Annotated in this window: 21 protein-coding genes and 1 pseudogene; 7 read left to right on the top strand and 15 right to left on the bottom strand. The window is 62.2% G+C overall.

Annotated elements, in window-relative coordinates:
• Window positions 1-121: 121 nt before the first annotated feature.
• Entirely contained in the window at window positions 122-511 is a 390-nt protein-coding gene (locus PW789_RS09335) for a hypothetical protein (RefSeq protein ID WP_299374829.1), read from the bottom strand.
• A 132-nt stretch (window positions 512-643) separates the two neighbouring features.
• Complete coding sequence (locus tag PW789_RS09330; protein WP_299374826.1) at window positions 644-2353, bottom strand: NAD(P)/FAD-dependent oxidoreductase; 1710 nt, start codon at window positions 2351-2353, stop codon at window positions 644-646.
• 376 nt (window positions 2354-2729) lie between these two features.
• Between PW789_RS09330 and PW789_RS09325 the strand changes: the two genes are divergently transcribed.
• Entirely contained in the window at window positions 2730-4409 is a 1680-nt protein-coding gene (locus tag PW789_RS09325; RefSeq protein ID WP_299374823.1) for a glycosyltransferase family 39 protein, read from the top strand.
• A gap of 59 nt (window positions 4410-4468) precedes the next feature.
• Here PW789_RS09325 and clpB read toward each other — a convergent pair.
• From clpB to PW789_RS09305, 4 genes and pseudogenes are all read right to left on the bottom strand, one after another.
• Window positions 4469-7133 (bottom strand): annotated as a pseudogene (clpB, locus tag PW789_RS09320) (ATP-dependent chaperone ClpB).
• 252 nt (window positions 7134-7385) lie between these two features.
• Window positions 7386-7904: an Hsp20/alpha crystallin family protein gene (locus tag PW789_RS09315; RefSeq protein WP_299374820.1), complete on the bottom strand. Its 519-nt coding sequence runs from the start codon at window positions 7902-7904 to the stop codon at window positions 7386-7388.
• A 382-nt stretch (window positions 7905-8286) separates the two neighbouring features.
• On the bottom strand, window positions 8287-9897 hold the full coding sequence (locus PW789_RS09310; protein WP_299374817.1) for an acido-empty-quinoprotein group A: 1611 nt from the start codon (window positions 9895-9897) through the stop codon (window positions 8287-8289).
• 125 nt (window positions 9898-10022) lie between these two features.
• Window positions 10023-10883 carry a c-type cytochrome gene (locus PW789_RS09305; protein ID WP_299374814.1) on the bottom strand — a complete coding sequence of 287 codons (861 nt, stop codon included), beginning with the start codon at window positions 10881-10883 and terminating at the stop codon, window positions 10023-10025.
• A 344-nt stretch (window positions 10884-11227) separates the two neighbouring features.
• Here PW789_RS09305 and PW789_RS09300 point away from each other — a divergent pair, with 344 nt between their 5' ends.
• Window positions 11228-11431, top strand: a complete 204-nt coding sequence (locus PW789_RS09300) for a hypothetical protein (protein ID WP_299374812.1) — start codon at window positions 11228-11230, stop codon at window positions 11429-11431.
• Window positions 11432-11532: 101 nt separating this feature from the next.
• Here the strand turns inward: PW789_RS09300 and PW789_RS09295 are convergent, their stop codons facing one another.
• Together PW789_RS09295 and PW789_RS09290 are read right to left on the bottom strand one after the other, a co-directional pair.
• The gene (locus PW789_RS09295; RefSeq protein ID WP_299374809.1) at window positions 11533-12573 is read right to left on the bottom strand and encodes a Gfo/Idh/MocA family oxidoreductase; all 1041 of its coding nucleotides are present in this window, start codon (window positions 12571-12573) and stop codon (window positions 11533-11535) included.
• A 1-nt stretch (window position 12574) separates the two neighbouring features.
• Window positions 12575-12784 carry a hypothetical protein gene (locus PW789_RS09290; protein WP_299374806.1) on the bottom strand — a complete coding sequence of 70 codons (210 nt, stop codon included), beginning with the start codon at window positions 12782-12784 and terminating at the stop codon, window positions 12575-12577.
• A gap of 130 nt (window positions 12785-12914) precedes the next feature.
• Between PW789_RS09290 and PW789_RS09285 the strand changes: the two genes are divergently transcribed.
• The gene (locus PW789_RS09285) at window positions 12915-14189 is read left to right on the top strand and encodes a sodium:proton antiporter (protein ID WP_299374803.1); all 1275 of its coding nucleotides are present in this window, start codon (window positions 12915-12917) and stop codon (window positions 14187-14189) included.
• Between the two features lie 19 nt (window positions 14190-14208).
• Here the strand turns inward: PW789_RS09285 and PW789_RS09280 are convergent, their stop codons facing one another.
• Complete coding sequence (locus PW789_RS09280) at window positions 14209-15516, bottom strand: alanine racemase (RefSeq protein ID WP_299374800.1); 1308 nt, start codon at window positions 15514-15516, stop codon at window positions 14209-14211.
• Between the two features lie 102 nt (window positions 15517-15618).
• Here PW789_RS09280 and PW789_RS09275 point away from each other — a divergent pair, with 102 nt between their 5' ends.
• Entirely contained in the window at window positions 15619-16980 is a 1362-nt protein-coding gene (locus PW789_RS09275) for an SGNH/GDSL hydrolase family protein (protein WP_299374797.1), read from the top strand.
• Window positions 16981-17089: 109 nt separating this feature from the next.
• Here the strand turns inward: PW789_RS09275 and PW789_RS09270 are convergent, their stop codons facing one another.
• The 4 genes from PW789_RS09270 to msrA form a co-directional block, all read right to left on the bottom strand.
• Complete coding sequence (locus PW789_RS09270) at window positions 17090-17812, bottom strand: YafY family protein (protein WP_299374794.1); 723 nt, start codon at window positions 17810-17812, stop codon at window positions 17090-17092.
• A 110-nt stretch (window positions 17813-17922) separates the two neighbouring features.
• On the bottom strand, window positions 17923-18306 hold the full coding sequence (locus PW789_RS09265) for a VOC family protein (RefSeq protein ID WP_299374790.1): 384 nt from the start codon (window positions 18304-18306) through the stop codon (window positions 17923-17925).
• A gap of 167 nt (window positions 18307-18473) precedes the next feature.
• Complete coding sequence (dnaB, locus tag PW789_RS09260; protein WP_299374787.1) at window positions 18474-19886, bottom strand: replicative DNA helicase; 1413 nt, start codon at window positions 19884-19886, stop codon at window positions 18474-18476.
• Window positions 19887-20067: 181 nt separating this feature from the next.
• Entirely contained in the window at window positions 20068-20691 is a 624-nt protein-coding gene (gene msrA / locus PW789_RS09255; protein ID WP_299375747.1) for a peptide-methionine (S)-S-oxide reductase MsrA, read from the bottom strand.
• 160 nt (window positions 20692-20851) lie between these two features.
• Here msrA and PW789_RS09250 point away from each other — a divergent pair, with 160 nt between their 5' ends.
• Window positions 20852-21406 carry a hypothetical protein gene (locus tag PW789_RS09250; RefSeq protein WP_299374784.1) on the top strand — a complete coding sequence of 185 codons (555 nt, stop codon included), beginning with the start codon at window positions 20852-20854 and terminating at the stop codon, window positions 21404-21406.
• On the opposite strand, the gene mnmG is transcribed toward PW789_RS09250, so the two are convergent.
• Window positions 21403-23409, bottom strand: coding sequence for a tRNA uridine-5-carboxymethylaminomethyl(34) synthesis enzyme MnmG (gene mnmG, locus PW789_RS09245; protein WP_299374781.1), 2007 nt, complete (start codon window positions 23407-23409; stop codon window positions 21403-21405). The two genes, PW789_RS09250 and mnmG, sit on opposite strands and share 4 nt — an antisense overlap.
• A 151-nt stretch (window positions 23410-23560) precedes the next feature.
• On the opposite strand from mnmG, the gene PW789_RS09240 reads away from it, so the two are divergent.
• Together PW789_RS09240 and PW789_RS09235 are read left to right on the top strand one after the other, a co-directional pair.
• Window positions 23561-24466 (top strand): alpha/beta fold hydrolase, encoded by a 906-nt coding sequence (locus PW789_RS09240; protein WP_299374778.1) that lies wholly within the window; start codon window positions 23561-23563, stop codon window positions 24464-24466.
• Between the two features lie 104 nt (window positions 24467-24570).
• Window positions 24571-25680 (top strand): mechanosensitive ion channel domain-containing protein, encoded by a 1110-nt coding sequence (locus PW789_RS09235; protein WP_299374775.1) that lies wholly within the window; start codon window positions 24571-24573, stop codon window positions 25678-25680.
• Here PW789_RS09235 and PW789_RS09230 read toward each other — a convergent pair.
• On the bottom strand, window positions 25677-26585 hold the full coding sequence (locus tag PW789_RS09230) for a hypothetical protein (protein WP_299374772.1): 909 nt from the start codon (window positions 26583-26585) through the stop codon (window positions 25677-25679). The two genes, PW789_RS09235 and PW789_RS09230, sit on opposite strands and share 4 nt — an antisense overlap.
• Between the last annotated feature and the right edge of the window lie 95 nt (window positions 26586-26680).

The following is a 26680-nucleotide window of genomic DNA, read 5'->3' as shown; positions in this document are numbered from 1 at the left end:
CCCTCCTCCTCTCACCTCAGGGTAATGTGGGTCACTACGCCGCCGCCACCGGAGCAGCTTAACTCTCTACCTAAGGGTGATGTGAGCCGCCGCGCCGCCACCACCGGCGCAGCTCAACTCTCTACCTCAAGGTGATGCGAACGCTGGAGCCGTCGCCATCGTCGTAGCTCACCTCGCGGTCGCTCATCTCGGTCTTGGGCTGGTAGCTCGCGCCGCCCAGCGCCACCATCTCCGCATGATCGTTCGTCGTCCAGCAGACCATGCCGGAGAAGCAGGTCAGCGCCTTCGGGGTGCCGGGGACCTTGTTCCAGTTCTGCACGATCGTCATGCGCTGGCTGGCGTTCTCTTCGAGCAGCACATCGTTGCTGAAGTTGATGTAGACGTGCACGCCGCTCACCTTTTGGTCGCCGCGATAGAGCGTCGCCAGAGGATCGCGCACAAAAATCCGCTGCCGCATGGCCATGAAGACCACGATCAGCGCGATCGTCAGCAGAATAATCAGCTTCCTCACTGCACCCGCACCTCAACGATGTGTTCGACGGGCGCGCAGGCGATCAAAGCCAACCGTCCTACAGATGGTTGTACCATCTCAGCCTCCGGCCGGAACACGCAGGGCGGAGAATCTGACCGGCCGACGCCGCCGTTACTTCTTCTCTTCGTGGTACTCCTGCTCGGTGTTGATCTCCCACAGCGCGGCCTTGTCGACGCGGCCAGCCGCGAGGCCGTCCACGACGTTCATCGCGGTGAGCATGCTGTGGTCCTGGTTGTTGTACTTGTGCATGCCGTTGCGGCCGACGAGGAAGAGATTCTCGAAGCTGTCGGTGTAGGCCTTCAGCTCGTCGAAGCGCGAGTAGGTGCCGAAGTAGGCCGGGTAGGTCTTGGGCACACGCACCACGTGCGCATCGCTGACATCCTTCGCATCGATGATGCCGATCCTGGCAAGCTCGGCGATGGCGAACTTTTTCAGGGCGTCGTCCTGCATCTTCCACAGATCGTCGGTCTCGTAACAGAAGTACTCGAGGCCGATCCACACCTTCGTCGGATCGGCGACCAGGTATGGGCTCCAGTTGTTGAAGATCTGCAGGCGGCCCAGGAGCACATCGGGCTCCTGCACGTAGATCCAGGTGTCCTTCAGCAGGCCGCCATCCGGCTCCTTCACTTTCAGCTTGTCGACGAGCAGGCCGACGGTGATGAAGTCGCGGTACTCCAGGCCCTCAGAGACCTCGCGCACGTTCGAGGGCACAGGCGCATCCATGGCGCGCACCAGGTCGCGCATCGGCATGGTCGAGAAGAAGAAGTCACCGGAGTAGGTCTCACGCTCGCCCTGCGCATTCACGGATTCGATGGAGACAACGCGCGATCCCTCGCAGTGAATGCTGTCCACCGTGCGCTGCATGTGGATCTCTCCGCCCATCGCGATCACCTTCTCCGCGACGTGCTCCCACAGCTGGCCGGGGCCGAACTTGGGATACATGAAACGCTCGATGAGGCTGGTGTCGGTGCCCTTCTGCGCGATATCGCCTTTGGCTTTGCCGCCGCCAGCGAAGGTCTTCTTCACGAAGTGCTTCACGGCGGTGGTGAGGCTGAGGCCCTTGATGCGCTGCGCTCCCCACTCGGCGGAGATCTTCTCGCACGGCGTGCCCCACACCTTCTCGGTATAGCTTTTGAAGAAGGTGAGGTAGAGCTCGCGGCCGAAGCGATTGATGAGGAAGTCTTCGAGACTCTTCTCCGGCGTGATCTGCGTGACGCGCGACTTCAGGTAGCTTGCGCCCACCTTCACCGTGCGGGTAACGCCAAGATTGTTGAGCGTGGTTGCGGTCAGCGTGATGGGGTAGTCGAAGAACCTGCGCAGATAGTAGATGCGGCTCTTGCGCGGACGAATGAGCATGATGAGGTCCGGGTTCTCCGGATCATGCGTGACGACGGTCTCGGTGTGCCCGTGCTCCTTGATGTCTTCGTCGCCGAGCGCGTCGGTCTCCTCGGTGTCGGTGTCGATCTCGATTTCGCGGGCCAGCGGCCCCATGCCGCGCAGCGGAGGATGCTGCGGCTGATCGACGGGAACTTCGACCACGCGCTGCTGCCCCTGATAGCTGATGACGGCATCGTTGTCGGACGCAGGCGGCATCAGGTCGATCCACCACTGCATGACGCGATCGCTCTTGGAGAAGAAGCGGTGGCCGCCGATGTCCATGCGGTAGCCCTTGTAGCGAATGGTGCGCGAGATGCCGCCGATCTCGTCGCTCGCTTCCAGAATGATGGGCTTGATATCGGTTCTTCGCAGGAGCTCCAGCGCCGCAGTGAGCCCCGCCGGACCGGCGCCGATAATGATGGCAGTCCGTGTCTTATTGTTCATCCAAAACCTGGGACTTCAATACCTTTCCTCGCGCAGGAAGGCGAGCCCTTTATATCCCCATGCTATCAGGGGGGCCCTGCCTGCTTTCTCCTGCCTCCCCCATAGACGCAGAAGAACGCCGTTGGGCTGCAGACAACAAAAGAAAGCCATTGGCCAGAAAGCTATTGGGACACAGCAGATGGCCGCAACTCCAACGGCGCTATCGGCGTCCAACCCCGGAACGGACGATTCCTCCCCCACTCCGGAGTGTGTTGTATTGGCCCCCAGTTTTGAGAAAAGCAGCGTAAGCAGATCATTCTCTTCCACTTCCAGCCGCCTCGCCTCTTCAGGGTCGACGGTTGAGTCCATCGAACGGTCGCCATGGCGAGCCTTCGCCTTGCTATCGCTGGCGTACCTGGCCATCGTGACGACACTCTCGCACTACAAATTGCTGTGGCTCGATGAGCTGATTACCTTCCACATCGCGCAGCTTGGCAGCGTCACCGCCATCTGGAATGCGCTGGCGCATGCGGCCGACCCAAATCCTCCGCTGACGCACTTCGCCGTGCTGGCCTCGATGCGGCTCTTCGGTTCCAGCGAGCTGGCGCTGCGCCTGCCCTCGATCCTGGGCTACTGGACCGCGCTGCTTTCGCTGTTTCTCTTTCTGCGGCGCTACGTCCCTGTCACCTGGGCCGTGACCGGCGTTTTGTTTTCGATGGCGAACGCCGCGTTCGACTACAGCTACGAGAGCCGCTCGTACGCGATGATGTACGGCTTCACCATGCTGGCGCTCTTGTGCTGGCGCGAGGCCATCGATCCGCTTGCCTCCATCGCGCGGCATCGCCTTGCGCTGTGCGGCATGACGCTGGCACTCGCGCTCGGCGTCTCCACCAATTACTTTGCGGTGCTGGCGTTTCTGCCCATCGCAGGCGGCGAAGTCGCGCGCACCTTCTTCCGCTGGCGACGCGGTGCGGCGAAGGAGATCGATCTCAGCATCTGGCTTGCGCTGACCATTGCCATCACACCGCTGCTCGCCTTTCATCCGCTGATCGAGCGGAGTATCGCGCAGTTCGCTCCGCATGCGTGGAACAAGGTCTCCCTCGACCAGGTCTGCGACGCCTACCTGCAGATGGTGGAGGTCATCCTCTTCCCCACGCTGGCGCTGCTTCTGCTGGCCGGATATCTCGCGGTGGTTTCGCGCCATGAGAGCAAGATGCCGCAACGACCACAGTGGATCAAACGGCTCGTGCAGCATCATGGCGAAGAGGTGCTTGAGCGACACGAAGCGGTCGCGGTTTTCCTGCTGATGGCGTATCCCTTTCTCGGCTATCTCGTGGCGCGCCTGCACGGCGGGATGCTCTCGCCGCGCTTTGTGATTCCTGTGTGCCTTGGCTTCTCCATCGCTGGAACGCTGGCGGCGTTCCGCATCTTCGGTCGACTGCAACATGCGGGCGCCATCTCGCTTGCGCTGGTCGCATGCGTCTTTATGGGCCGCGTCGCGACGGTGGCGCATGACTATCGCGAGCAGCGGCAGACCTTCGCGCAGGTTCTGAATGACCTGCCCCAGGCGGCTGCGGGTCTGCCGCATGCAGACAAGCCCATCGTCGTCGCCGATCCACTGATGGTGCTCACGCTGCAGCACTATGCTCCGCCTGCGGTCGCATCGCGCATCGTCTTTCCGGTCGACTTTCCCGCGATCCGCTCGCTGCGCGGAGAAGACTCACCGGAGGAGAACCTGTGGGCGGGCCGCAACACCATCTATCATCTGCCTATCGTGCCGCTGGCCGATCTGCAGAAGAACACCGCCGACTACGTCATCCTCGCCAGCGACAACAACTGGCTGGTGCGCGATCTCGCCACGCACAGCTATCCCATCAACCGCCTGCCGTTCCGCTTTCCGACCGAGACCATCGAAGGCTTTACGCCGCTGAACCACGCCGACCCGGTGCTCTATCTCTCTGCCGGCGACCGCGCCGCGCGCACCAACCGCTGCCCTGAACCCACGCGTTTTCTTGCTCGCGCCAACCTGCCTGATGCACCCATGCGACGCTTCCCGAGCAGCATCGCGCATCGTTAAAGAAAACGCCGGATGCCCTTTGAAGACATCCGGCGTTCGATTGCATCCGCTGCAAAGGCTTACACCGCAGCAGGCTCTTCCGTTCGATTGTTGACCGTGAACGTCAGGCCATCCGCACCTGCATCCACCACCACGTGATCGCCGTGCAGCACGCTGCCGTCGAGGATACGCACGGCCAGCTTGTCCTGCACCAGCCGCTGGATCGCCCTCTTCAGCGGACGCGCGCCGTAGGCACGGTCGTAGCCCGCCTTGAAGATCGCCTTGCGTGCCTCGTCGGTCAGCTCGAGCGTGATGCGACGATCTGTCAGCAGCTTCTCGAGATCCTTCAGCCGCAGGTCGACGATGTGCGTCAGCTCCTTGTCGTCCAACGGATGGAAGACCACGATGTCGTCCACGCGGTTGAGGAACTCAGGGCGAAATGTTTGTTTAAGAGCATCGATCACGCGCTCCTTCGCCTCTTCAAAGCCCTCCTCGCCGTGCGCCCACGCGCTGGTCAGCTTGTCGGCGCCGGTGTTCGACGTCATGATGAGCACGGTGTTCTTGAAGTCCACCGTGCGGCCCTTCGAGTCGGTCAGGCGGCCATCGTCGAGCACCTGCAGCAGCACGTTGAAGACGTCCGGGTGAGCCTTCTCGATCTCGTCGAAGAGGATCACGGAGTACGGACGGCGACGGACGGCCTCGGTCAGCTGACCGCCCTCGTCGTAACCCACGTATCCGGGAGGCGCGCCGATGAGCCGGGAGACGGCATGCTTCTCCATGTACTCGCTCATGTCGATGCGCACCATCGCCTGCTCGTCGTCGAAGAGGAATTCGGCCAGCGCACGCGCCGTCTCCGTCTTACCCACGCCCGTGGGTCCGAGGAAGATGAACGAGCCGATAGGACGCTTTGGATCGGAGAGCCCCGCACGTGAACGGCGAATGGCATTCGCCACCGCGCTGAGCGCCTCGTCCTGACCGACCACACGCTCGCGCAGACGGTTCTCCATCGTGACCAGCTTCTGCGTCTCGCCTTCGAGCATCTTCGAGACCGGGAATGCCGGTCCACTTGGAGACGATGGCCGCGATGTCCTCCTCGTCGACCTCCTCCTTCAGCATGCGCGAAGGCCGCTTGCCTGCGCCGGTCTGGGCATCGGCCTTGTCTTCGGCGACGGCCTCTTCCTGCAGGGCGGTCAGCTCACGCAGCTCGTCCTCCTTCTTTGGAATCTCGCCGTACTGCAGCTCGGCGGCGCGCTGCAGGTTGCCCTTGCGCGTCTCCTCCTGCATCTGGAAGCGCAGCGCCTCCAGCTCTTCCTTCAGCTCGGCGATACGGCCGATGGCTCCGCGCTCCTTCTGCCAGCGGGCACGCAAGGCGGCAGCCTGCTCCTTGATCTCGGCAAGCTCACGCTCGACGACCTCAAGACGCTCCTGCGAGTTTGCATCCTTCTCGCGCTGCAGCGCAGCACGCTCGATCTCCAGCGACGTCGCACGGCGCTCCAGGTCGTCGATCTCGACCGGCACGGAGCCGATCTGGATGGCGAGAGCAGCAGCAGCCTCATCCACAAGATCAATCGCCTTGTCCGGCAGGAAGCGGTCGGAGATGTAGCGGTGCGACAACGTCGCCGCAGCCACAATCGCCGCATCCTTGATGCGCACCTTGTGATGCGCCTCGTACTTCTCCTTCAGCCCGCGCAGAATCGCAACCGTATCCTCTACGTTCGGCTCACCGACGTAGACGATCTGGAAGCGCCGCTCCAGCGCCGAATCCTTCTCGATGTACTTGCGATACTCGTTCAGCGTGGTTGCGCCGATGGCACGCAGCTCGCCTCGGGCGAGCGCAGGCTTCAGCATGTTGCTCGCGTCCATGGCGCCTTCGGCAGCGCCTGCGCCGACCAGCGTATGCAGCTCGTCGATGAAGAGGATGATCTCGCCGTTGGAGGCCTCGATCTCCTTCAGCACCGCCTTCAGCCGCTCTTCGAACTCGCCGCGGAACTTTGCGCCAGCAACCATCGAAGCGAGATCGAGTGCGCAGACGCGCTTGTTCTTCAGGATCTCCGGCACATCACCCAGGAAGATGCGGCGGGCGAGGCCTTCGACGATGGCGGTTTTGCCAACGCCGGGCTCGCCGATCAGCACCGGATTGTTCTTGGTCCTGCGCGAGAGCACCTGTACCACGCGGCGAATCTCTTCGTCGCGTCCGATGACGGGGTCGAGCTTGCCGCGACGGGCCAGCTCCGTGAGGTCCTTCGCATATTTTTCAAGCGCCTGGAACTTGCCCTCGGGGTTCTGGTCGGTGACGCGCTGCGAGCCGCGCACCTCGGCCAGCGCCTTGAGGATCGCATCGTGCGTCGCACCGAATGAACTCAGCGCCGTCGCCACGGCATCGCCCTTCTGCTTCGCCAGCGCGAGCAGCAGGTGCTCGGTCGAGACGTACTCGTCCTTGAAGTTGTCGGCTTCCTTGAAGGCCTGCTCCAGCACCTTCTGCATCGCCTGACCAAGGCCGGGCTGCGCTCCGCCCTGCACCTTGGGCAGCTTTGCAATCGCGGCGTTCACACCGCTCAGCAGCTGCTGTACCGGCACGCCGATCTTGTCGAGGACGGGAAGGACGACGCCCTCCTTGTCCTCCAGCAGCGCCGCCATCAGGTGCAGGGGCTGCACCTCAGGATTACCGTTCTCCGATGCGTGTCCGACCGCACCCTGAACCGCCTCCTGCGACTTCACCGTAAACTTGTCCCACTTGATCGCCATCCACTCTCTCCCTTGCGTGGAGATCAACGTCTCCACAGAATCCTAATCCTGTTTCAGCAGCCAACGCCGTGCTCCACGTCACCACGACTGCCCTGCAGCGCCCACAACATCTGTCATCAGCAGGCGGCATTCCCCGCACGCACCACACCCCATTCGATACACGAATGGCGGGAGACAGTTTCGTCTCCCGCCATACAGCGACATCCCACACAGCCCTGGCTGCCACAGCCTTATTAGCTGCGATACAGCGAGTTACCTGGTTGCAGCCTCAGCGGGCTGAGCTTCCACGGCATGCGTCGCGGCCGGGATGGGGGCCTCGGCGGGGGGACCAGTTTCGATCACCACCTGCTTCGGCGTGGCCTCGGCCTTCTTGGCCAGGGCGATAGTCAGAACGCCGGCATCGTAGTTCGCCTTCACGCTCTCCGTGTCCACGGTCTGCGGCACGGTAAAGGTGCGGGTAAAGCTGCCGTAGCTGCGCTCGATGCGGTGGAAGTTGGCCTTGCGGGCCTCTTCCTCGAACTTCCGCTCGCCCTTGACGGTCAGAATCTGGTTCTCCAGGCGGATGCTGAGGTCCTCCTGCCTGATTCCCGGAACCTCGAGCTTCACCACAACCTTCTGCGCATCCTCGTAGACATCAACCGCGGGCACAAAGCTCGACGGTGCAGTCTCGGGCTGCAGGCCCAGCTCGTCGAAGATTGAGTTCAAGCGGTGCTGCAGAAGCGTCGCCTCACCGAATGGGCGGCGAACTGGGGCAAAACGGGTGATGGTCATGGTTACTCTCCTCCTGATCCTGAACTGCTGAATCTAAACCTTTTGCCCGGGAGCACTCTCCGGAGCTATTTATATGACGCGCGCATTATCTAAAAGTTGCAGATAATCTGATAACAATACACTCACATAGAGTCCGCGAATATTTACCCGCCGGATTTCTACTCATCATTTAAGTGATATCTGCACGGTAAGTGGAATCGATGGAGGCGTTTACAAATTGCGAGGCATCGCCATCGACCGCGCGGATAACACGGGGTCGCCTGCTTCACCTGCAACTCGATCATTCGGATGATTGGAGGCGCCGCTACGCCGCTGCAGGCGAGCAGCCACGGCCAGAATGCCCCTGACCGCATGGGTTCATCGCTCGACGGCTGGAACTGCCCTATTTTCCGTCCAGCGTCAGCGCATAGAGCGTATCGCCTGCTCCCGCAATCACATACTGTTTGCCGTCCAGCTCCCAGGTCGATGGGCCGTTCGTGATCGCCGTGGCCAGCTTCTGCGACCACAGGATCTTTCCGCTGGCGGGATCGAAGGCGGCGAGGCGGTTGGAGTCGCCGGTAAAGAGCAGGTTTCCTGCGGTCGTCAGGATGCCGCCCGACATACCGCCACCACCACCGGGGGTGGTCTTGGCGATGTGCTTCCAGCGCACGCTGCCGTCCTTCACGTCGAGCGCGATCAGCGACGATGCCGGGTCGAAGTGTCCCGAAGCCCCGCCCCCATACCCCTGCGGATTGGGCGAGGTGTCGTAGAGATAGGCCACGCTGTAGCCCTCGGTCGCGTTGACGTAGAAGAGGCCCGTCTTCGGGCTGTAGCTCGGAGCCGGCCAGTTGGTGGCGCCGTTGGACGCGATATCGACCATCGAGCCGTCCACCTTGGGATCTTTGTCCGGGTCGGGGATCGGCTGACCGCGCTCGTCGATACCCTTCGACCAGTTGGCGGTCTTGGTAAACGGCTTCGACACCAGGTACTTGCCGGTGACACGATCGAGGACAAAGAAGTAGCCGTTGCGTCCGGCCTGCGCCAACAGCTTGCGCGGCTTGCCGTCGATGGTGGCGTCGAAGAGGATCGGCGTCTCGACGTTATCCCAGTCGTGGGTGTCGTGCGGCGAGCCCTGGAAGTACCACTCCATCTTTCCCGTATCCGGGTTGAGGGCCACGATGGAGTCGGTGAAGAGGTTCGCGCCTTTGCGGCTTTGGCCCGCGAATACCGGGTTGGTGTTGCCGGTGCCCCAGAAGATCAGGTTGAGCTCCGGGTCGTAGGTTCCGGGCATCCAGGTCATGCCGCCGCCGTGGTCCATGGCGGCCTGGGTGGGCCAGGTCTCGGAGCCGGGATCGCCCATCTTCAGCGGCTCGGACCACCAGCGCCACTCCAGCTCGCCTGTCTCCGGGTTGCGCGACTCCAGGTAGCCGCGCACGTCCATGGCGTCGCCGCCCACGCCGATGATGACGTGGTTTTTTACGATCACCGCTGCCATCGTGGTGAAGTACTGCAGCTTTTCGTCGGCGACCTTCTTGCGCCAGCGCTCCTTGCCGGTGCCGGAGTCGAGCGAGATGAACCAGCCGTCGGGCGTCAGGAAGTAGATCCACTTGCCGTACATGCCCACGCCGCGCTGGCCGAGCACATGGCCGCCGTGATCGACGAAGTCATACTGCCAGCGCTCCTTGCCGGTGCGCGCATCGACCGCAAAGACGTGGTCGGGCACGGTGAAGTAAAGCACGCCGTCAACCATCAGCGGCGTCGACTTGATGGTCGGCGATCCGCTGCCGCGAATGGTGACGCCCTGAATCCTGTAGGCCCACTTCGTCTTCAGCTGGGCGACCGTCTTCTGGTTCACCTGGTCGATCCCGATATACCGCTGCCCGGAGTAGTTGGCATTGTAGGTCGGCCACGTGTCCTTCGGATGGTCGAACAGCACCAGCGATTTGGGATCGAGCGAAGGCGTTGCGGCTGCCTTGCCCTGCTGTGCCAGCAGCGGCGCGGCCAGCAGAAACATCGCTGCCGCTCCTGAAGCCGCCCGCCGCACCATTCCGTTTGAAAGAAGACTGTTCCGCTTCATCTTTTGAAGTGAGCCCCGCTTCGCTTGTTTGAAGAACTTCCGCTTCGTTTACTTCGCTTCGTTTATTTAATCGTCATCAGGTACCGCGTCAGGTTGTGCAGGTCGTCGTCGCTGTACTGCGGCAGCAAGGCGCGATGCGGCGCGATCTTGTCCGGGATCTCGACCTTGACGGTATCGGTGGGCCACGTCTGCTCGCCGCCGTCGGCGGGCTTCAGCGTGGTCTCGAAGTCGTCGTAGTGGACCAGCGTGCCGGTCAGCCTGCGTCCGTCGGCCAACACCACGGTCGCCGCCTGCGGGCCGTGCTCGTCGGGCCAGGCGATACGCGCCATCAGGGCCGTGGGCTGGGCGAACTTCGTGCCGATTCCGGCCAGGTCGCCTGTGACCGAGTGGCAGCTGGCGCAGTGCGCGGCGAAGTAGAGCTTGCCCTTGCCGGCATCGCCGCTCTCCATCGTCTCGGCACCCTTATACAGGCCCCGGTTGGCCGACAGCTCAATCAACTGATGCAGATACTCGGCGATGTCGTGCACCTGCGCGTCGGTCAGCTGCTTGAAGGGGGGCATCCCCGCCTGTGGACGTCCGCTGCGGACCACCTGCGCGATCTCGGTGTCATCGTCGTCGTGCAGCACCAGCACCGACCGGACCAGGCTTGGCCCGATGCTTCCGCGGGCGCCCTCCCCGTGGCAGGCCTGGCAGTTCTGCCCGTAGAGCGGCTCGCCTCGTTTGGCTGCCGCCGCATCGGGGACGCGGCCCAGGCCCAGCGCAGTATGCGAGTCCATGCGCCTGGGCGTCGGCCTGGCCTGCTGGGGCTGAGAGCTGCTCTCCTGCCCTGCCGCCAGCACCGGCCGCAGAACTCCCCCATGGGCGGCGGCAAGCACAGACACAAGACCCACCACCGACAGCAGAAACGTTCGAGTCTTCGTCATGCCCCCTATAAGCCCCTTAGCCGCGCCAAGCCTCTCTCCCGCTCCGCGCACCTGGCTGCGAAAGAGGAATCTCCCTGAAACGCAACAAGTATATCTCTCGCGCGCGACAACTGGCCGGACCTGTTGCGACCGTCTGCGATGCCTTGCGATACACGGACGCCCGACACCTCATGCGCGAAGCCGCTTCGCCACATCCTCAGCAGGTTTCAACTTCAGCATGTTTCAACTTCGCTGCAACCAACTACGTCCACGCGCCAGGCATCGTAGTTATTGTGGCTAGTCGCCCGTTCGATAATTATCCCTCCAGAGCAGGTGAATCATGGCGTACCCACGGTTGCCCTCAGATGGACATCCTAGGAAACAAACTGATCGAGTCCTACCGTGACATGATCGACTCCGATGTCTCCGCAGCGCTGAACCACAATAACCGCGACAATCGCATCATCGATGTACAGCGAGAGATGATTGAGCACCGCAACAGCTGCATGCTGTGCAAGCGCAACATCATGTCCCGCACGATGAAGGTCGTGGCCACCAAGACGGCGTAACGCCAACGTATCTTCACCAGATTTGAAAAAGCTCCTGCGGGTTGATCCCGACAGGAGCTTTTCTTTGACCCGTTCAGAGCGGGCGACCTATCAGACTGCGTTCAGATCGTCAGCCCGGCACGCTCGGCGTGAGCTGCGATGGCCGACGTGATCTCGAGAGCCAGGGCCAGCGCGGCTCGGCCATCCTCGCCGGAGACTACAGGACGCGAACGATCGCGCACCGCCGTCAGAAACGCCGCGATCTCCAGCCGCAGCGGCTCACCCTGCGGCACCTCCACCTTCTTCAGCGAGAGCCCCTGCGAGGGATGCTCCCCTGTCGCGGTCAACATCTGCGCCATCGCAGCCAGCTGCTTCAGGTCCATGCCCGCGGCAGCGGTGACGTCGATCATCAGCAGATCCTGCCGCGCGAAGTCGACCGAGAGATACTGGTGCGGCTGGAAGAAGCGCAGCTTGCGCACACGCTCGGTGCTTACGCGGCTGGCGGTAAAGTTGGCCACGCAGCCCGATTCAAACTCGACGCGCACATTGGCGATGTCCACCTTGGGAGAAAGCACGGGCAGGCCCACGGCGCGGACCTCGCGTACCGGCGAGCCAGCCAGCGAGAGCACGATGTCCAGATCGTGGATCATCAGGTCGAGCACAACGTCCACATCCAGCGAACGCGGCGTGAAGACGCTGAGCCGGTGCGACTCGAAGAACATCGGCTTGTGCAAAGCCTTGCGCGCCGCCGTCACCGCCGGATTGAACCGCTCCAGGTGACCGACCTGCACGATGCGGCCATGCTGCGCCGCCAAGGCGAGAATGCTGTCCGCGTCTTCCAGGCTGGGCGCAATCGGCTTTTCGATGAGCACATCGATACCGGCAGCGATCAGCTCCTCTGCGACGGCGCGATGAAAGACTGTAGGCACGCACACGGACGCGGCATCGACCTTCACGGCGGCGAGGCATTCGGCGACGGAGGCAAAGCCGGGCACGCCGAACTTCGCCGAGGCTTCCGCTACGACGGCGGCATTGCCGTCGACGACAGCGACCAGCTCCACGGCCTCGCCCGACTGGGCCAGATCGTTATAAACGCGGAGATGGTTGCGGCCAAAGGCGCCTGCGCCGATGACCGCAACGCGAAGTGGATTCGACGGAGACACCCTACTTGATCGGGGCTTCCACGGCCTGGCGGCAGCGGGTGTAGAGCTCCAGCAGGTTGGCGACCTGATCCTCAGGCTTGGTGGCAGGTGTCACGGAAAAGCCGGTCGTCGAACTGCCCGTCTTTCCGGCGATATTCGCGTGCGCCGCCACAAACTTCAAAAGATCCAGTGCTACATCCTCTTTGCTGCGCGCCGCGTTGGTTGCGTCCATCGGAGAAACCCCTCTCGTGATTGCTACAGGCTCGATGTTAATCGTGCCCGTAGCGCGGCGCAAATGGGGCTGCGCTACGCCGCAGTTAGACTTGGAGACAAGAGGCTGTGCCTCCGACACTCTTTTATCCATGTCCATCCTCGAACTCCTCAGCGTTATGGTCACCATGGCTGCCCTCTTCGGCTGGCTCAGCCGCCGCTGGCTGCGTCTGCCGCTGACCATCGGCATCATGCTGCTGACCGTGATCGGCTCGCTGGGGCTGGTGAGCGCCAGCAACTTCTTCCCCGGCCTCAGGATGTGGGCCGGCATGCTGCTGGGCGCCATCAACTTCGAGAACCTGATCCTGCACGGCCTGCTCTCCGTGCTGCTTTTCGCAGGCGCCTTCCTGCTGGATATCGAGGCGCTCTTCGCGGAGAACCTTGCCATCGCGCTGCTCTCCGTCGTCGGCACGGTCGCCTCGACGCTGATCACGGCGGGGGTGCTCTACCTTGTGCTGCCGCTGATCGGCGTCGACGGCCCGATGATCGACTGCCTGCTGTTTGGCGCGCTCATCTCGCCCACCGACCCCATCGCCGTACTCGAGATGCTCAAGCGCGTCGGCGCACCGAAGTTTATCCAGGCACAGCTTGCGGGCGAATCGCTCTTCAACGACGGCGTCGGCGCCGTCATCTTCCTCGCGCTGCTCGAGGCCTCGCGCGGCGCAACGCCCACACCGGCGCACTTCCTCAGCATCCTCACCATCGAGGCGGGCGGCGGCCTTGCGCTTGGTGTCGCGCTGGCGTGGCTGGCCTCGCAGCTGATGCGCCGCACCGACGCCTTCCAGGTGGAGCTGCTGCTGACCCTGGCACTGGCCACCGGAGGCTACGCCCTGGCCGACCACTGGCATCTCTCCGCGCCGCTGGCGGCGGTGGCCGCAGGCATTGCGCTGCGCCGCTTTGAGCACAAGCATCCCATCACGATGATCACCAGCGAACGGATCGACGTCTTCTGGGAGGTTATCGACGAGGTGCTGAACGCCGTGCTCTTCGTCCTCGTCGGCTTCGAGGTGCTGGCGATTCCCTTCTCGCGGCTGCCGCTGGAAGTCGGCGCCCTCTCCGTCGTCATCGTCACGGTCGCGCGCTTCGGCGTCATCGCCGCGATCATCTCGCTGCTGCGCTGGACGAAGAAGGGCTTCCGCAGTTCGATCCGCATCCTCAGCTGGGGCGGACTGCGCGGCGGACTGTCGCTCGCGCTGGCGCTCTCGGTGCCGCATATTCCGGGGCGTACGTGGATCCTGGTGGCGACCTATTCGGTGGTGCTGGTGTCGATCGTCGTGCAGGGCAGCTCGATGGAGTGGGTGCTGAAACGCCTGCTGGCGGAAGAGACTCCACCGGCGGTGGAGGATGAGATTCAGGGCATCAGCTGAGCGGTACGCGCAGTGAAATTCAACTAAGCAGCGTGTGGGACTTCATGCCGCAGAGGATCTCGTAGGAGATGGTTCCGGCTATACGTGCGTGGTCTTCGGCGGTGATGCCCTCGCCGAGGATGATGGCCTCGTCGCCTATCGCGACTGCCGCAATGTGCGTGATGTCGACGACCGTGAGATTCATCGATACGCGGCCTACGATCGACGCGCGCTGGCCGTGGAGCATCACCCAGCCTGCGCCTGTGGGCGAGGACGAAAGCTCGCGGCGCAGTCCATCGGCATAGCCCACGGGCAGCAGCGCGAGGCGCATGGGATGCGGCGCGGTGAAGGTGGCTCCGTAGCCGACGTGCGTTCCAGCGGCGATGTCGCGCAGGCCGATGACACGCGCCTTCCATGTGAGGACGGGGAGAAGTCTCGATTGGACGCTGGCCTCGTGCGGGCCGGTGTATCCGGAGGCGGACTCTACCGGGAGGCAGTGGCCGTAGAGGGCGAGGCCGGTGCGGACCATGGCTTTGGCGTTCAACGTGGCGGCCTGCTGGACGAGCCATTCGAGCGAGGTCGGGGCGGTGGCCTCTGTGGCGCTGCGGGCGGAATGCGGGGGTTCCTCGACTGCGCGCTTTGCGCTTCGCTCGGAATGACAATCTGTCGTGGCGACAGCGGCGTTAGGGGTTGCGAAGGGGTGGAGGTTGTCGACGGCGGAGGAGTTTCCGGCGTGGACCCACTGCGGCTGCAGGCCCGAGGCTTTGATCTGCGCGATGGCCTGCTCGAAGGCCTGCCGCTGCTCGGTGCTGATGGGCGAGCCTGCGATCTCAGCAGAGGAGAAGTGCGTCATGATGCCGTCGAGCGTGAGTGCGTTTTGTGCTGTGAACCAGTTGAGTATGGATTGCAGCTCGTCGCCTACGGCGCAGCCCTGACGCGACATGCCGGTGTCGATCTCGACGTGGACGGGGAGCTGCTTCTGCTGCGCCTTTGCCTCTGCTGCTAATGCTTCCAGCTCTTCGATGGACCACACGACCGGCGTGAGATCGCGCAGCACGATCATCCTGGCCTCTTCAGGCAACGAGCCGGACATGATGAGGATTCGCGGTGTGTCCACGATCTTTTCGTGGGCGAACTCTTCCTGAATCTGCACGCCCTCTTTGGCATCGGTCACGCCCAGCCATGTAGCGCCCGCACGCGCCAGCACGGGAGCGCACAGCGCGGCGCCGTGTCCGTAGGCATCGGCCTTGATGACGGCGAGGACGGAGACCGCGGTGCCAGCACTCTGCACGAGTGTCTTGTAGTTGGTCGTCAGGCGGCGCTCAGAGATCTCGATCCAGTTCTTCACACACTCTATGTTATCCGCGGGAACGCTATACGCAGATACTTGCGCTTCCTGGGCGGTGCAGATCCCTCCGTGCGATCGGATGTGCTACACAAAATTATGACCATGAATCAGCGTGTATCCTCCCCCGCTCTTTTCCTGGCCTGCCTACTGGTTCTCACATTCGCAGGTTGCGCAGACAACAGCAGCAGCACGAGCAGCTCCGGCTCTTCGAACACACTTGCCGCTACTCAGGCAAAGAACGCAGGCAACTTCTCCAACACCATCTTTCTCGGCGACTCGCTCACAGCGGGCTATCAGAACGGGTCTCTGCTGGACACGCAACAGGTGAACGGCTGGAGCGCGCTGGTGGCAAAGCAGGCGCAGTTCAAGATTGTGCTTCCGCTCATTGCCGCACCGGGCGCTCCCGGGGTTCTGAAGCTCGTCTCTGTGGGGCCACCTCCCGTGCTGGCGACGACCTCCGGCACGACGACGGGCCGTGACGACGTGACGGCGCAGCCGACCGACCTCGCGGTGCCGGGCGCGTTGGTCAACGATGCGGCCAACACCGTCCCGCTCGCCAATCCAACGACGGCGCAGCAACTGATGAATCAGCTGGTACTGGGCTTTCCCGGGCTGGCCAGCGGACAGGCGCTGAGTCAGACGGGGCAGGCCATCAAGGCGCAGCCGACGACGATCTTTCTGTGGATAGGGAACAACGATGCCCTGGCCGCGGCACTGGCGGGAACGCCCGCGGCGATGACCTCAACGGCAAACTTCACCGCGCAGTACACGGCGCTGATCCAACAGCTGAGCACGCAGGCACCCGCGCATCTCGTTATTGCCAACATTCCCGACGTGACGCTGGTGCCGTACCTGCAACCTGCAGCGGGAGTGCTGGCACAGTTCGCCGTGGTAACGCAGCTTCCAGCGTCGACGCTGGGAGCGATGTTTGGGATCTCCACGGGCGACTACGTTACTCCTGAAGGTCTCACCGAGATTGCAGCCATCCTTGCGGGCACGCAGAAGACGGTTCTCTCCGATGCCGGGGTGCTCACCTCTGCCGAAGCGGCGACGGCCAAGCAGCAGGTGACGGCCTACAACCAGGTGATCGCGGCACAGGTTACGGCTGCCAACGCCACGCTGGTGGACATCAACGCCCTGTTTACCCAGATTGCGACGAACGGGGTAGCGGTGAATGGCGTCACGGGAACCAACGCGTTTCTTGGCGGTCTGTTTTCGCTCGACGGCATCCATCCCACGAATACAGGCTATGCCGTGGTAGCCAATACCTTCATCGACACCATGAATGCGAAGTTCAACACGAAGATCGCCGACGTGGACCTGACGCAGATAGCTGCAGCCGATCCTCTATGGCCGACGAACCTGGGGAAGGACGCTACTGCAAAGTTCGCTGCTCCCGGTATTCCGGCGGCGCTGCTGCAGCGGGCCAATGCTGTGCTGCTGCCGGAAGGCGCGTCACAATAGTGGCGAGATGGCGCAGCCATGCTGTCACTTCCATCGGAGTGCGTGCTCTTTGGTATCCAGCCCAAAGGAGCACGCTCTCGATATCCACCCTGGCGGAGAGTTCTACCCTTCAGTAGATGCTGGTGGGGGCCAGCAGTTCGCGGCGCTCGTCGCCCGAGGGTACGACCTTGCGCAGGTGATCTTCAAGTCGCTGACCCTTCTTCGGCGAGAAGGTGCGCTCAAGGATCGCCACCTCGTCCATGCGGTCGAGGCGGAAGTCGCGGAAGTCGTTGCGCAGCTCGCACCAGCTGGTCAGCGTCCAGACGCCGCTCCAGAAGACGAGCGCCAGAGGCCACACGTGCCGTTCGCTGCGCTCGCCGTCCTCGCGCACATACTTGAAGCTGGCGACGCGCTGCGTCTTCGAGGCCATGTGCAGGGTGTCGAGCCGGGTGCGCAGGTGCGGCTGCATGCGATGGCCGGGTGCGTAGAGCAGGATGGAGTCGAACTCGTTACGCAGGTCGGGCGGCAGTACGGCCTCGATACGCTGCAGCGCCTGGCTGGCCGCCTCGACGTTCTCCTGCCCGCCCCAGGCGCGGACGAGGCGCGCGCCCAGCACCAGCGCCGTCAGCTCGCCGCGGGTAAACATCAGCGGCGGCAGATCCATGTCGCGGCGCAGCGTGTAGCCGACGCCGGCCTCGCCCTCAATGGGTGTCCCGGCGAGCTGCAGATCCTGAATATCGCGATAGATGGTGCGCTGCGAGACCTCGAGCTTGGCCGCAAGCGTCTGCGCCGTCAGCAGGCGGCCCTGGCGAAGGAATTGCACGATACGGAAGAGGCGGTCGGCGCGGCGCATAGGGGAAGAAGTTGCAGGTTGTCAGATACAGGTTGCGGTTGTCAGTTTCAGGTTGATTCTAGGCTTCTACTGACAGCCTGTAACCTGCAACTGGCAACCTGTACTTTTATCTAATGTGAGTGCAGCCCGATGTGATTGCCCTCGCTGTCGCGCAGGCAGGCGAAGTGGCCATGTCCGCCGGGGACAGGGGTCTTGGGCATCAGGACGAGCCCGCCCGCCTGCTTAACCCGGCGAAGCACGTTGTCGAGGTCGCCATCGCAGTTGAGGTAGACCATCGTGCCGCCGCGTCCGGGCCTCTGAAAGCTGCGTTTGACCAGCGTTCCGCCGGTCCCGGCCATGTCGGAGGGGAAGAAGGCCATGGGGGTCTCGTTCTTTATGCGCTCCATGGGAGCGTCGAGGATGGCCTCGTAGAAGCTGGCGGCCCGATCAAGGTCTTCGCAGGGTATCTCGAACCAGTTGATCGCATGCTGGCGTTGTGTTGTCGGTGCGTTCATTGCAGTCTCTCCTGGCGATTACAGAGACGAGCATAACGAACCCGTACTGACAGCATTGTGTCAGTAGGTTTGTCGGCAGGAAATCCGGCAGGTGTCGGGGAGTATTGCTTCAGGAAGCGAGGAATCCGTTGACTGCATTGCAGAACGCGATCGGCAACCAGAAAGCCTTAGTACCCGCCGCCGCCGCCACCGCCGTAGTCACCGCTGGCAAGGTTTTCAAACCGAGTGAATTCATTGAGATACGCCAGATGCACGGAGCCCGTGGGACCATTACGCTGCTTGGCGATGATGATCTCGGCCTTGCCCTTCGACTCCGGGTCTTCTTCGCCGTTCTCGTCCTTGTTGTAGTACGAGTCGCGATGGATGAAGCAGACCACGTCGGCGTCCTGCTCGATCGAACCGGATTCGCGCAGGTCCGACAGCATGGGCTTCTTGTCGCCGCCGCGCTGCTCGCTGGCACGCGAGAGCTGCGACAGGGCGATGACCGGCACCTTCATCTCCTTGGCCAGCGCCTTGAGTCCGCGCGAGACCGCCGCGACCTCCTGGTTACGGTTCTCGAAGCCCTTCTTGCCGGGGCCGCCCGAGGCCGTCATCAGCTGCAGGTAGTCGATCATGATCAGATCGAGTCGTCCCTCCTGCTGCATCAGCCTGCGAGACTTGGCGCGCATCTCGGCGAGATTGATGCCCGGCGTATCGTCGATGAACAGCTTCGACTCCACCAGGCGCTCCAGCGCCGACATCAGCTTGGTCTTGGCCTCTTTGGGAAGAAAGCCGGTCTGGATCGAGCGCGAGCTAACCAGCGCCTCGCTGGCGAGCATACGTCGCAGCAGCGACTCCTTCGACATTTCGAGCGAGAAGACGGCAACGACCTTGCCGTCTTTGACGGCGGCATTCTGCGAGATGTTGATGGCCCACGCCGTCTTGCCCATCGAAGGACGCGCCGCGATGATGACCAGATCAGAAGGCTGCAGGCCGCTGGTCATGCGGTCGAACTCGGTGTAATGCGTGGCGAGGCCCGTGACCTCGCGGCCCTGCTCATACAGCTTGTCGATCGAGCCGAAGGACGACTTCACGATGTCGGCGATGTTGGAGAAGCCGCCTGTGACGGCGTGATCGGAGATCTCCATCAGGCGCATGGAGACGTTGTTGATGACGTCGATTGCCACCTGGCTCTGGTCGGCAGCATCGGCCATGCCGACGTCGCAGACGGTCATCAGCTGCCGCATCAGGCTCTTGTCGCGGACGATCTTGACGTAGCTCTCCACGGAGAGCTTGCGCGGCAGGCCCTCAGAGAGCGAAGCGAGATAGGGGATGCCCCCGATGGAGTCCAGCTCCTTCTGCCTGCGCAGCTCTTCGGCGACAGTGACGATATCGACGGCATGGCCGGTCTCGACGATACGCAGGATCGAGGCATAGATGCGGCGGTGCGAGTCGAGCGCAAAGTCGTCTGCCACCAGCAACATGCTGGCGTCGGTGATGGCCAGCGGCTCGACCAGCATGGCGCCGAGGATGGTCATCTCGGCGTGGACGGAGGCGGGGCGCTCCTGCTGGTCGCCGGCGATTTGCGCAAATGCTGCCATGGATCTTCTAGCTTAAATGGAGCGCAGGATGGCGCTGGGGTGGGCAGGTTGTGAATATCCTCAGGGCCTGTTGAGAAAGAGGAAAAGAAATCCAACCAGCCTGCAATGAATAGGTTACGTCTAAAGAAGAACGCCGGAAATCCTGTGGGAAATCCGGCGTCCGTGGAAATCGTCTGAAGCCTTACTTGTGCTTGTACTCCTGAAACAGCTCCGGGAACTGCTGTTTCAGACCGGCAATCTTCGGTACATCGCAGACCTGGATGTACGGATTGTCGGGGTTCTTTTCGGCGTAGTCCTGGTGATAGTCCTCGCCGTCATAGAAGGCGTTCAGATGCACGACCTGGGTCACGATCTTCGCGTGGAAGACGTGCGCGGCGTCGAGCTGCTGAATGTAGGCTGCTGCAACCTTCTCCTGCTCGGGCGTTGTGAAGAAGATGGCCGAGCGGTACGAGGTGCCGACGTCAGGCCCCTGCCGGTTCAGCTGCGTGGGGTCGTGCACCACGGAGAAGAAGATGCGCAGCAGCGTGCCATAGCTGATCTTCGACGGATCGAAGACCACCTTGACCGCCTCGGCGTGGTCGGTGCGCTCGGAGGAGACGTCGCGGTAGTTGGCCGTCTCCTTGCTGCCGCCGGAGTAGCCTGCCGTCGTCGCGGTTACGCCCTTCACGCGCTGAAAGACGGTCTGCACGCCCCAGAAGCATCCGCCGGCAAAGACCGCTGTCTCCGAGCCTGGAGTCGTCACGTGTTCATCCACCACGGGTGCGGGGATCGGTTCTTTTCTTGTGTCGGCAAAGGTTGTCGCCATGCTTCCTCCTCGTGTCCAAAGTAAAAAGGCCAGCGCGGCCAGAAACAGCACGCCAAGACCGGTCCAATAGCTTCCGCTTTTCATTCTGCTCTCCTGCCTGCCTTTATTAGATGCGGTGCGGATTCAGAGGTAACAGATGGGGGCCTGTATTCTCTAGTCGTTGAGCTACTCGCGCACAGAACGAATCAGACAAGAGCTATTAGCTACCTATAAGTGGTTGCTGTCCCTTTTTAAGCCTTCTGATCGGTGGCAATTGGTAGATTATCCCGTAATTACCATTCATAAAGACAATTCAGACTTCAAAGGCCCATCACGCTTAAAGCCTGTCGAGTGGTCAGCGAGAATTGTCCGCTGGCATATAAGCGGCTCAGGAGATACCGAACAGGAAGCCATTGAAAAACTTAGGAGTGCCTTAGAGTCCAAGCGCGAGAAGGACAAGGTTTTGCCGCGTCCAGGAACAAAAGTTCCGATCGAATTCGCATCTCAGCAACTGATTTCAAACTTCAAACACCTCGAAGCAGACTTTGTATATCGAATTCTTAGAATTGAATGGGCGTGGATGTCTGATGAATCCAGCTTGTGGGATTTTCATTCAGAAGAGAATAACGACGAGTACTATCGCCGAATTCAAGATGTCTATGGAGTCGATGTTTCTGATATTCAAGGCGCAAAAATAGCCAGAATTCTAGAAAAAATATCCAACTTCCAGCATTAAGCGACGCTCTTCCTGCGCGCCTGTATCTCCATATAGACATGGACCAGGCTGACCGCCGCGGGGGTGACCCCGGCGATCCGGCTGGCCTGGCCGAGGGTCTGTGGGCGGACGCGGCCAAGCTTTTCGCGCATCTCGCGGGAGAGGCCGGGAACGGCCTCGTAATCGAAGGTCTCCGGGATCTGTTTCTGCTCCGAGCTGCGCAGCTTCTCCATCGCCTTGCGCTGCTGATTGAGGTAGCCCTCGTACTTGATCTCGGTCTCGACCGTCTTGATCTCGTTGCGCACCCAGACGGGGAGCGGCTCGGCTTCGGTGATGGTCTCGGTCCATGCAGCGAGCTCGGGCTTTGCCGCGATGAGTGGCGTCAGCGCGGGCCAGATGGCCTCGATGGTGATCGCCGGTCGCTTCAGCAGCTGCGCGTAGCTGATGCCCTCGACGCTGGGGCCGGTGAGGTCCTGTTGCAGCTCGGTGGAGAGCGCTTTGATATCGGCCTTCGTTCCTTGCAGCATCTTCGTGAGCACGGCGGCGCGAGCCTGTTTGGTCTCGTAGTCGGCCCATGCGTTGTCGTCGATCAGGCCAAGCCTGCGGCCATGCGCTGTGAGGCGCTTGTCGGCGTTGTCGATGCGCAGGTGCAGGCGGAACTCAGCCCGCGAGGTGAACATGCGGTAGGGCTCGTTGGTGCCCTTGGAGATGAGGTCGTCGATGAGGATGCCGGTGTAGGCCTCGGTGCGGTCGAGCGTAAAGCCGGGCTCGCCCTTCACCGACAGTGCAGCGTTGATGCCGGCCATCAGGCCCTGGCAGGCAGCCTCTTCGTAGCCGCTGGTGCCGTTGATCTGCCCGGCGAGGAAGAGGCCCTGGTAGCTCTTCACACGCAGCGAGCGGTCGAGTTCGGTGGGGTCGATGGCGTCGTACTCGATCGCATAGCCGGGCCGCAGCATCTCGGCGTTCTCGAGGCCGGGGATGCTGCGCACCATCGCGGCCTGCACCTCCATCGGCAACGAGGTGCTCATGCCGTTGATGTAGACCTCGTGCGTGTTCAGGCCCTCGGGCTCGAGGAAGAACTGATGCTGCGACTTCTCGGGGAAGCGCACGATCTTGTCTTCGATGGACGGGCAGTAGCGCGGGCCGATGGCCTCGATCTGCCCGGTGTACATGGGCGAGCGATGCACGTTGGCGCGGATCAGCTCGAGCGTCTCGGGTGTGGTGTGCGCGATGTGGCAGCTGATCTGACGCAGCGGCGGCTGCCCGGTGCGCGTAAACGGCGAGCGGAAACTGAAGGGCGTCGGCTCGCTGTCGCCGGGCTGTTCTTCAAACTTTGTCCAATCGATCGTCCGTCCGTCGAGCCGCGGCGGGGTGCCGGTCTTCAAGCGGCACTCGCGCAGGCCGAGCTTCTTCAGACTTTCACCCAGCAGCACACTGGCAGGCTCGCCCGAGCGTCCGGCTGTGTACTGCTGCTCACCGCAATGGATGAGGCCATTGAGAAATGTTCCGGTGGTAATGACCGTCGCTTTGGCGTGAACGATGCGACCATCGCGCAGCTTCAGGCCGGTGACTCGAGGGATGGCAGGAGCACCGCTCCACGAGTCGGAGTCGATCTCCAGTGACTCGTCGGCCACGACGATCACGTCGACCACCTCCGCCTGCTTGATGAAGAGATTCGGCTGGCCTTCGAGCATCTCGCGCATCTTCACGCGGTAGAGCGCCTTGTCGCACTGCGCGCGTGGCGACCACACCGCCGGGCCGCGCGAGGTATTCAGCAGGCGGAACTGGATGCCGCAGGCATCGGCGACCTCGCCCATAATGCCGCCGAGAGCGTCCACCTCGCGAACGAGGTGTCCCTTGGCGATACCGCCGATGGCGGGATTGCAGCTCATCTGCGCGATCAGGTCGAGGTTCAACGTGAACAGCGCGGTGCGCAGGCCCATGCGTGCCGCAGCCATCGCGGCCTCGCAGCCTGCATGCCCCGCGCCGACAACGACGACATCGTACTGTTCGGTAAAAGCCATTCCAACAACCATTCTAATTAGGTTGCGGGAGCCACGGGAGCCGCATTTGCGGCGTAACGCCTGCGGCATCGAGCTACGTCGGCATGATGTTGATGTTGCCGGTCAGCTCGGCGCTCTTTACTTTTGGCGAAGGCATTGCCACAATCGCCGCATGCCGATTCGCAATTGTGTGGCGATACTTGCACTCTCCGTGTGCCTTCCCATCAGCAGCGCCGTCGCGCAGACGACAGCGATCGCAGCCGATCCTGCAACGGATAAAGCTGCTCCTGCCGCGATGCAGTCGTTCCAGCTGCCCAGCCACGGCGCCCTGCTGAATGCATTCGTTTATGTAGCCGCGGGTTCCGGGCCTCATCCTGTCGTCGTGCTGCTACACGGCTTCCCCGGCAACGAACGCAACCTCGACCTCGCACAGGCGATGCGCCGCGCAGGCTACGACGTGCTCTTCTTCGACTATCGCGGCTCGTGGGGCTCGCCCGGCAGCTTCTCCTTCGGCAACGGCATTGAGGATACGCTGGCAGCAGCCGCGTACATGCGCGAGCCCGTCAACGCGGCAAGGTTTCGCGCCGATGCGAAGAAGATCGTGCTCGTCGGACACAGCATGGGCGGCTTCATGGCGCTGAATGCGGCAGCGCTCGATCCTGCCATCGTTGGCGTCGTCACCATCTCTGCTGCCGACCTCGGCACGGGGCGTCTGAAGAATGTTCCCGCGCAGTACCGCGATGTCGCGTTGAAGAGCGCCGCAGCCAATCTCGCCGCGCAGGGCATGGCGCCGCTGGCGGGATGCACGCCGGAGAGTCTCGCAGCCGAAACACTCGCCAATGCAGCGAAGTGGAACTTTGTCGCGCAGGCGCCTAAGCTGGTAACAAGACCGCTGCTGGTCATCACCTCCGACGACGGACTCGCACCGCCATCGGACGAATTCGTCTCTGCGCTGAAGCAGGCCGGGGACACGCAGGTCAGCTCCATCCACATCGCCGACGATCACTCCTACTCGGCGCACCGCATCACGTTGGAAGAGGATGTTCTGGCCGGACTCGCCGCCATGCCGCTGCACTAGCACCCGGCGCGATACCACTCGCTACCGGCCCCTTAAGGCAACCACACGAGGATCCCGTTCATCCTCACTAGGAAAGGCTGCACACGCAGCCACTTTGCAAATACATGATGATGCTCGCCGCAACCTTTCACCTTCGTCACACGTGGTTCGCCGCCGTCTTCTTCTTCTGCGGCATCATCGTGATGGCCAATCTCGTTCATTACGTCCTCTTCCGCGTGCTCAGGAAGAAGGAGGAGCAGACGACCGGCTCGGCGTGGAGCATCAAGCGCTATCTGAGCCACCCTGCGCGCGCCGTCTTCTTCATGACCTGCGGCATCATCGCCATGCCCCTGGTACCAGCGCTGCCAGCCGGATTGAACGACATCCTCCGACAGGGACTTCTGATCGCCGTCGTGATCTCGCTGGGATGGTTCGCCATCGGCTGCGTCTACGTCTTCCAGGAGTTCATGCAGCGCAAGTACGACCTGCGCGCAGAGAACAACATCCGCGCGCGGCGCATCCACACGCAGTTTCAGCTGGTGCGCCGTCTCATCATCACCTTCATCTTCGTCGTCACCTTCGGCGCTGTGCTGTGGACCTTCAACGATCCGCGCATCTGGCACTACGGCTCGGGCCTGCTGGCCTCGGCCGGTATCGCCTCCCTGGTGCTGGCGACCGCGGCAAAGTCCACCGCCTCCAACTTTCTAGCGGGCCTGCAGATCGCCTTCACCGAACCGATCCGCCTGGACGACGTTGTCGTCATCCAGGGCGAGTGGGGCCGCATCGAAGAGATCAACTCCGCCTACGTCGTCGTGCGCATCTGGGACCTGCGCCGCCTTGTTGTGCCGCTAAGCTACTTCATCGAAAACAGCTTTCAGAACTGGACGCGAGAGTCCTCCGACATCCTCGGCACCTCGTTCCTCTACGTGGATTACTCGATCCCGGTGGAAGACCTGCGCCAGCAACTCAACCGCATCGTCTCGGCCTCGCCGCTGTGGGACAAGAAGGTCTGCGGGCTGCAGGTGACGAATCTCTCAGAGAAGACGATGGAACTGCGCTGCCTGATGAGTTCACGCAACTCCAGCGAGAGCTTCGACCTGCGATGCGATGTGCGCGAGCGCATGATCAACTACATCCGCGAAAAGTATCCCGAGGCCTTCCCGCTGACGCGCTTCAGCGCCGTCTCGCAGATTCCGGTCACGATGAACGAAAGCGGACCGCAGCAGCCAGGCTAATCCGTCAACGTATATAAGGGCGCGAATTCAAACTTATTCGCCATCCTCCCGGCCATCCAGCGCAGGATGTACACCTCCACGGGGTTGGTCAGAGTATGAGCGAGTCCGTTCACCGTGACCTCCACAAAAATATGCGCAATCGGATCGCTGTAGTAGTCGATATCCAGCTCAAGCATCACGCAGTTGGTGGAGCCGATTGTCTTCGTATCGTTCTCATGAAAAGTGAATTGCAGATCAGCTTGAGTGAACTGAACTTCCTTCCATGAACTTGTTGCCCCCGGATGCAGCAGCACCGGCACCTTCATAAACTGGCCCGCGCTCTCTCCGATCTTGATCTGGTTAATCAGCTGCGCATCACACCAGCAGAAAAATCTGTCCTGCTTCGGAGCATAGTCACCGTCCCAGCGGACCTCCTTGATGTAGTCCAGCGGCATCCCCTGCGCTAAGGCTACGTCGCTCGAGGCCTCCGCGATATTCAGCAGGCAGGCCAGCGGAAGTTCGGCCTCCACCAGATCGCCGTAGCGCGCCTTTCCAGTAGCGTCATCGACGTCCGCAGCCAGGAATGGATACGTCTTCTTGGCCGATGGCCAGCGCGCACCCGCAAAGTTGAAACCGGGGTCATTCGACACCATCATGACATCGACCGTCTGCGTAAATGAGTCTGAGAGCTTTACCGGATGGTATCCCGACTGCTTGTAGCCGGGTGCCGTGATCAGCACCGTGTAGTTATCCCCATAGCTGTCATAGAAAGGCAGGTTGTCGTAGAGCTTTTCGTTGGCAGTCGTGATCTCGTCGACACGCAGTTTTTGCGTTCCATCCGTGACCATGAACCGCATCTTAACGTTGTCCGAAAAGGGTTGGCGGCTGCCGTCGAAGACGCGGAGCCGAAGCGTCGCTGTTGCCATTGCGCGTACCTCGCAGAGAGATCGGTTGTCCCGGGGAAGACGGAAGTATGGCACAGAAGCCGCATCCCATGCGAGTCCGGTACACTGGTCCTCGA

Origin of the sequence: Edaphobacter sp. (assembly GCF_028283685.1) — a bacterium.
GTDB lineage: Bacteria > Acidobacteriota > Terriglobia > Terriglobales > Acidobacteriaceae > Edaphobacter.
This window is presented reverse-complemented; position numbering and strand designations above follow the sequence as displayed.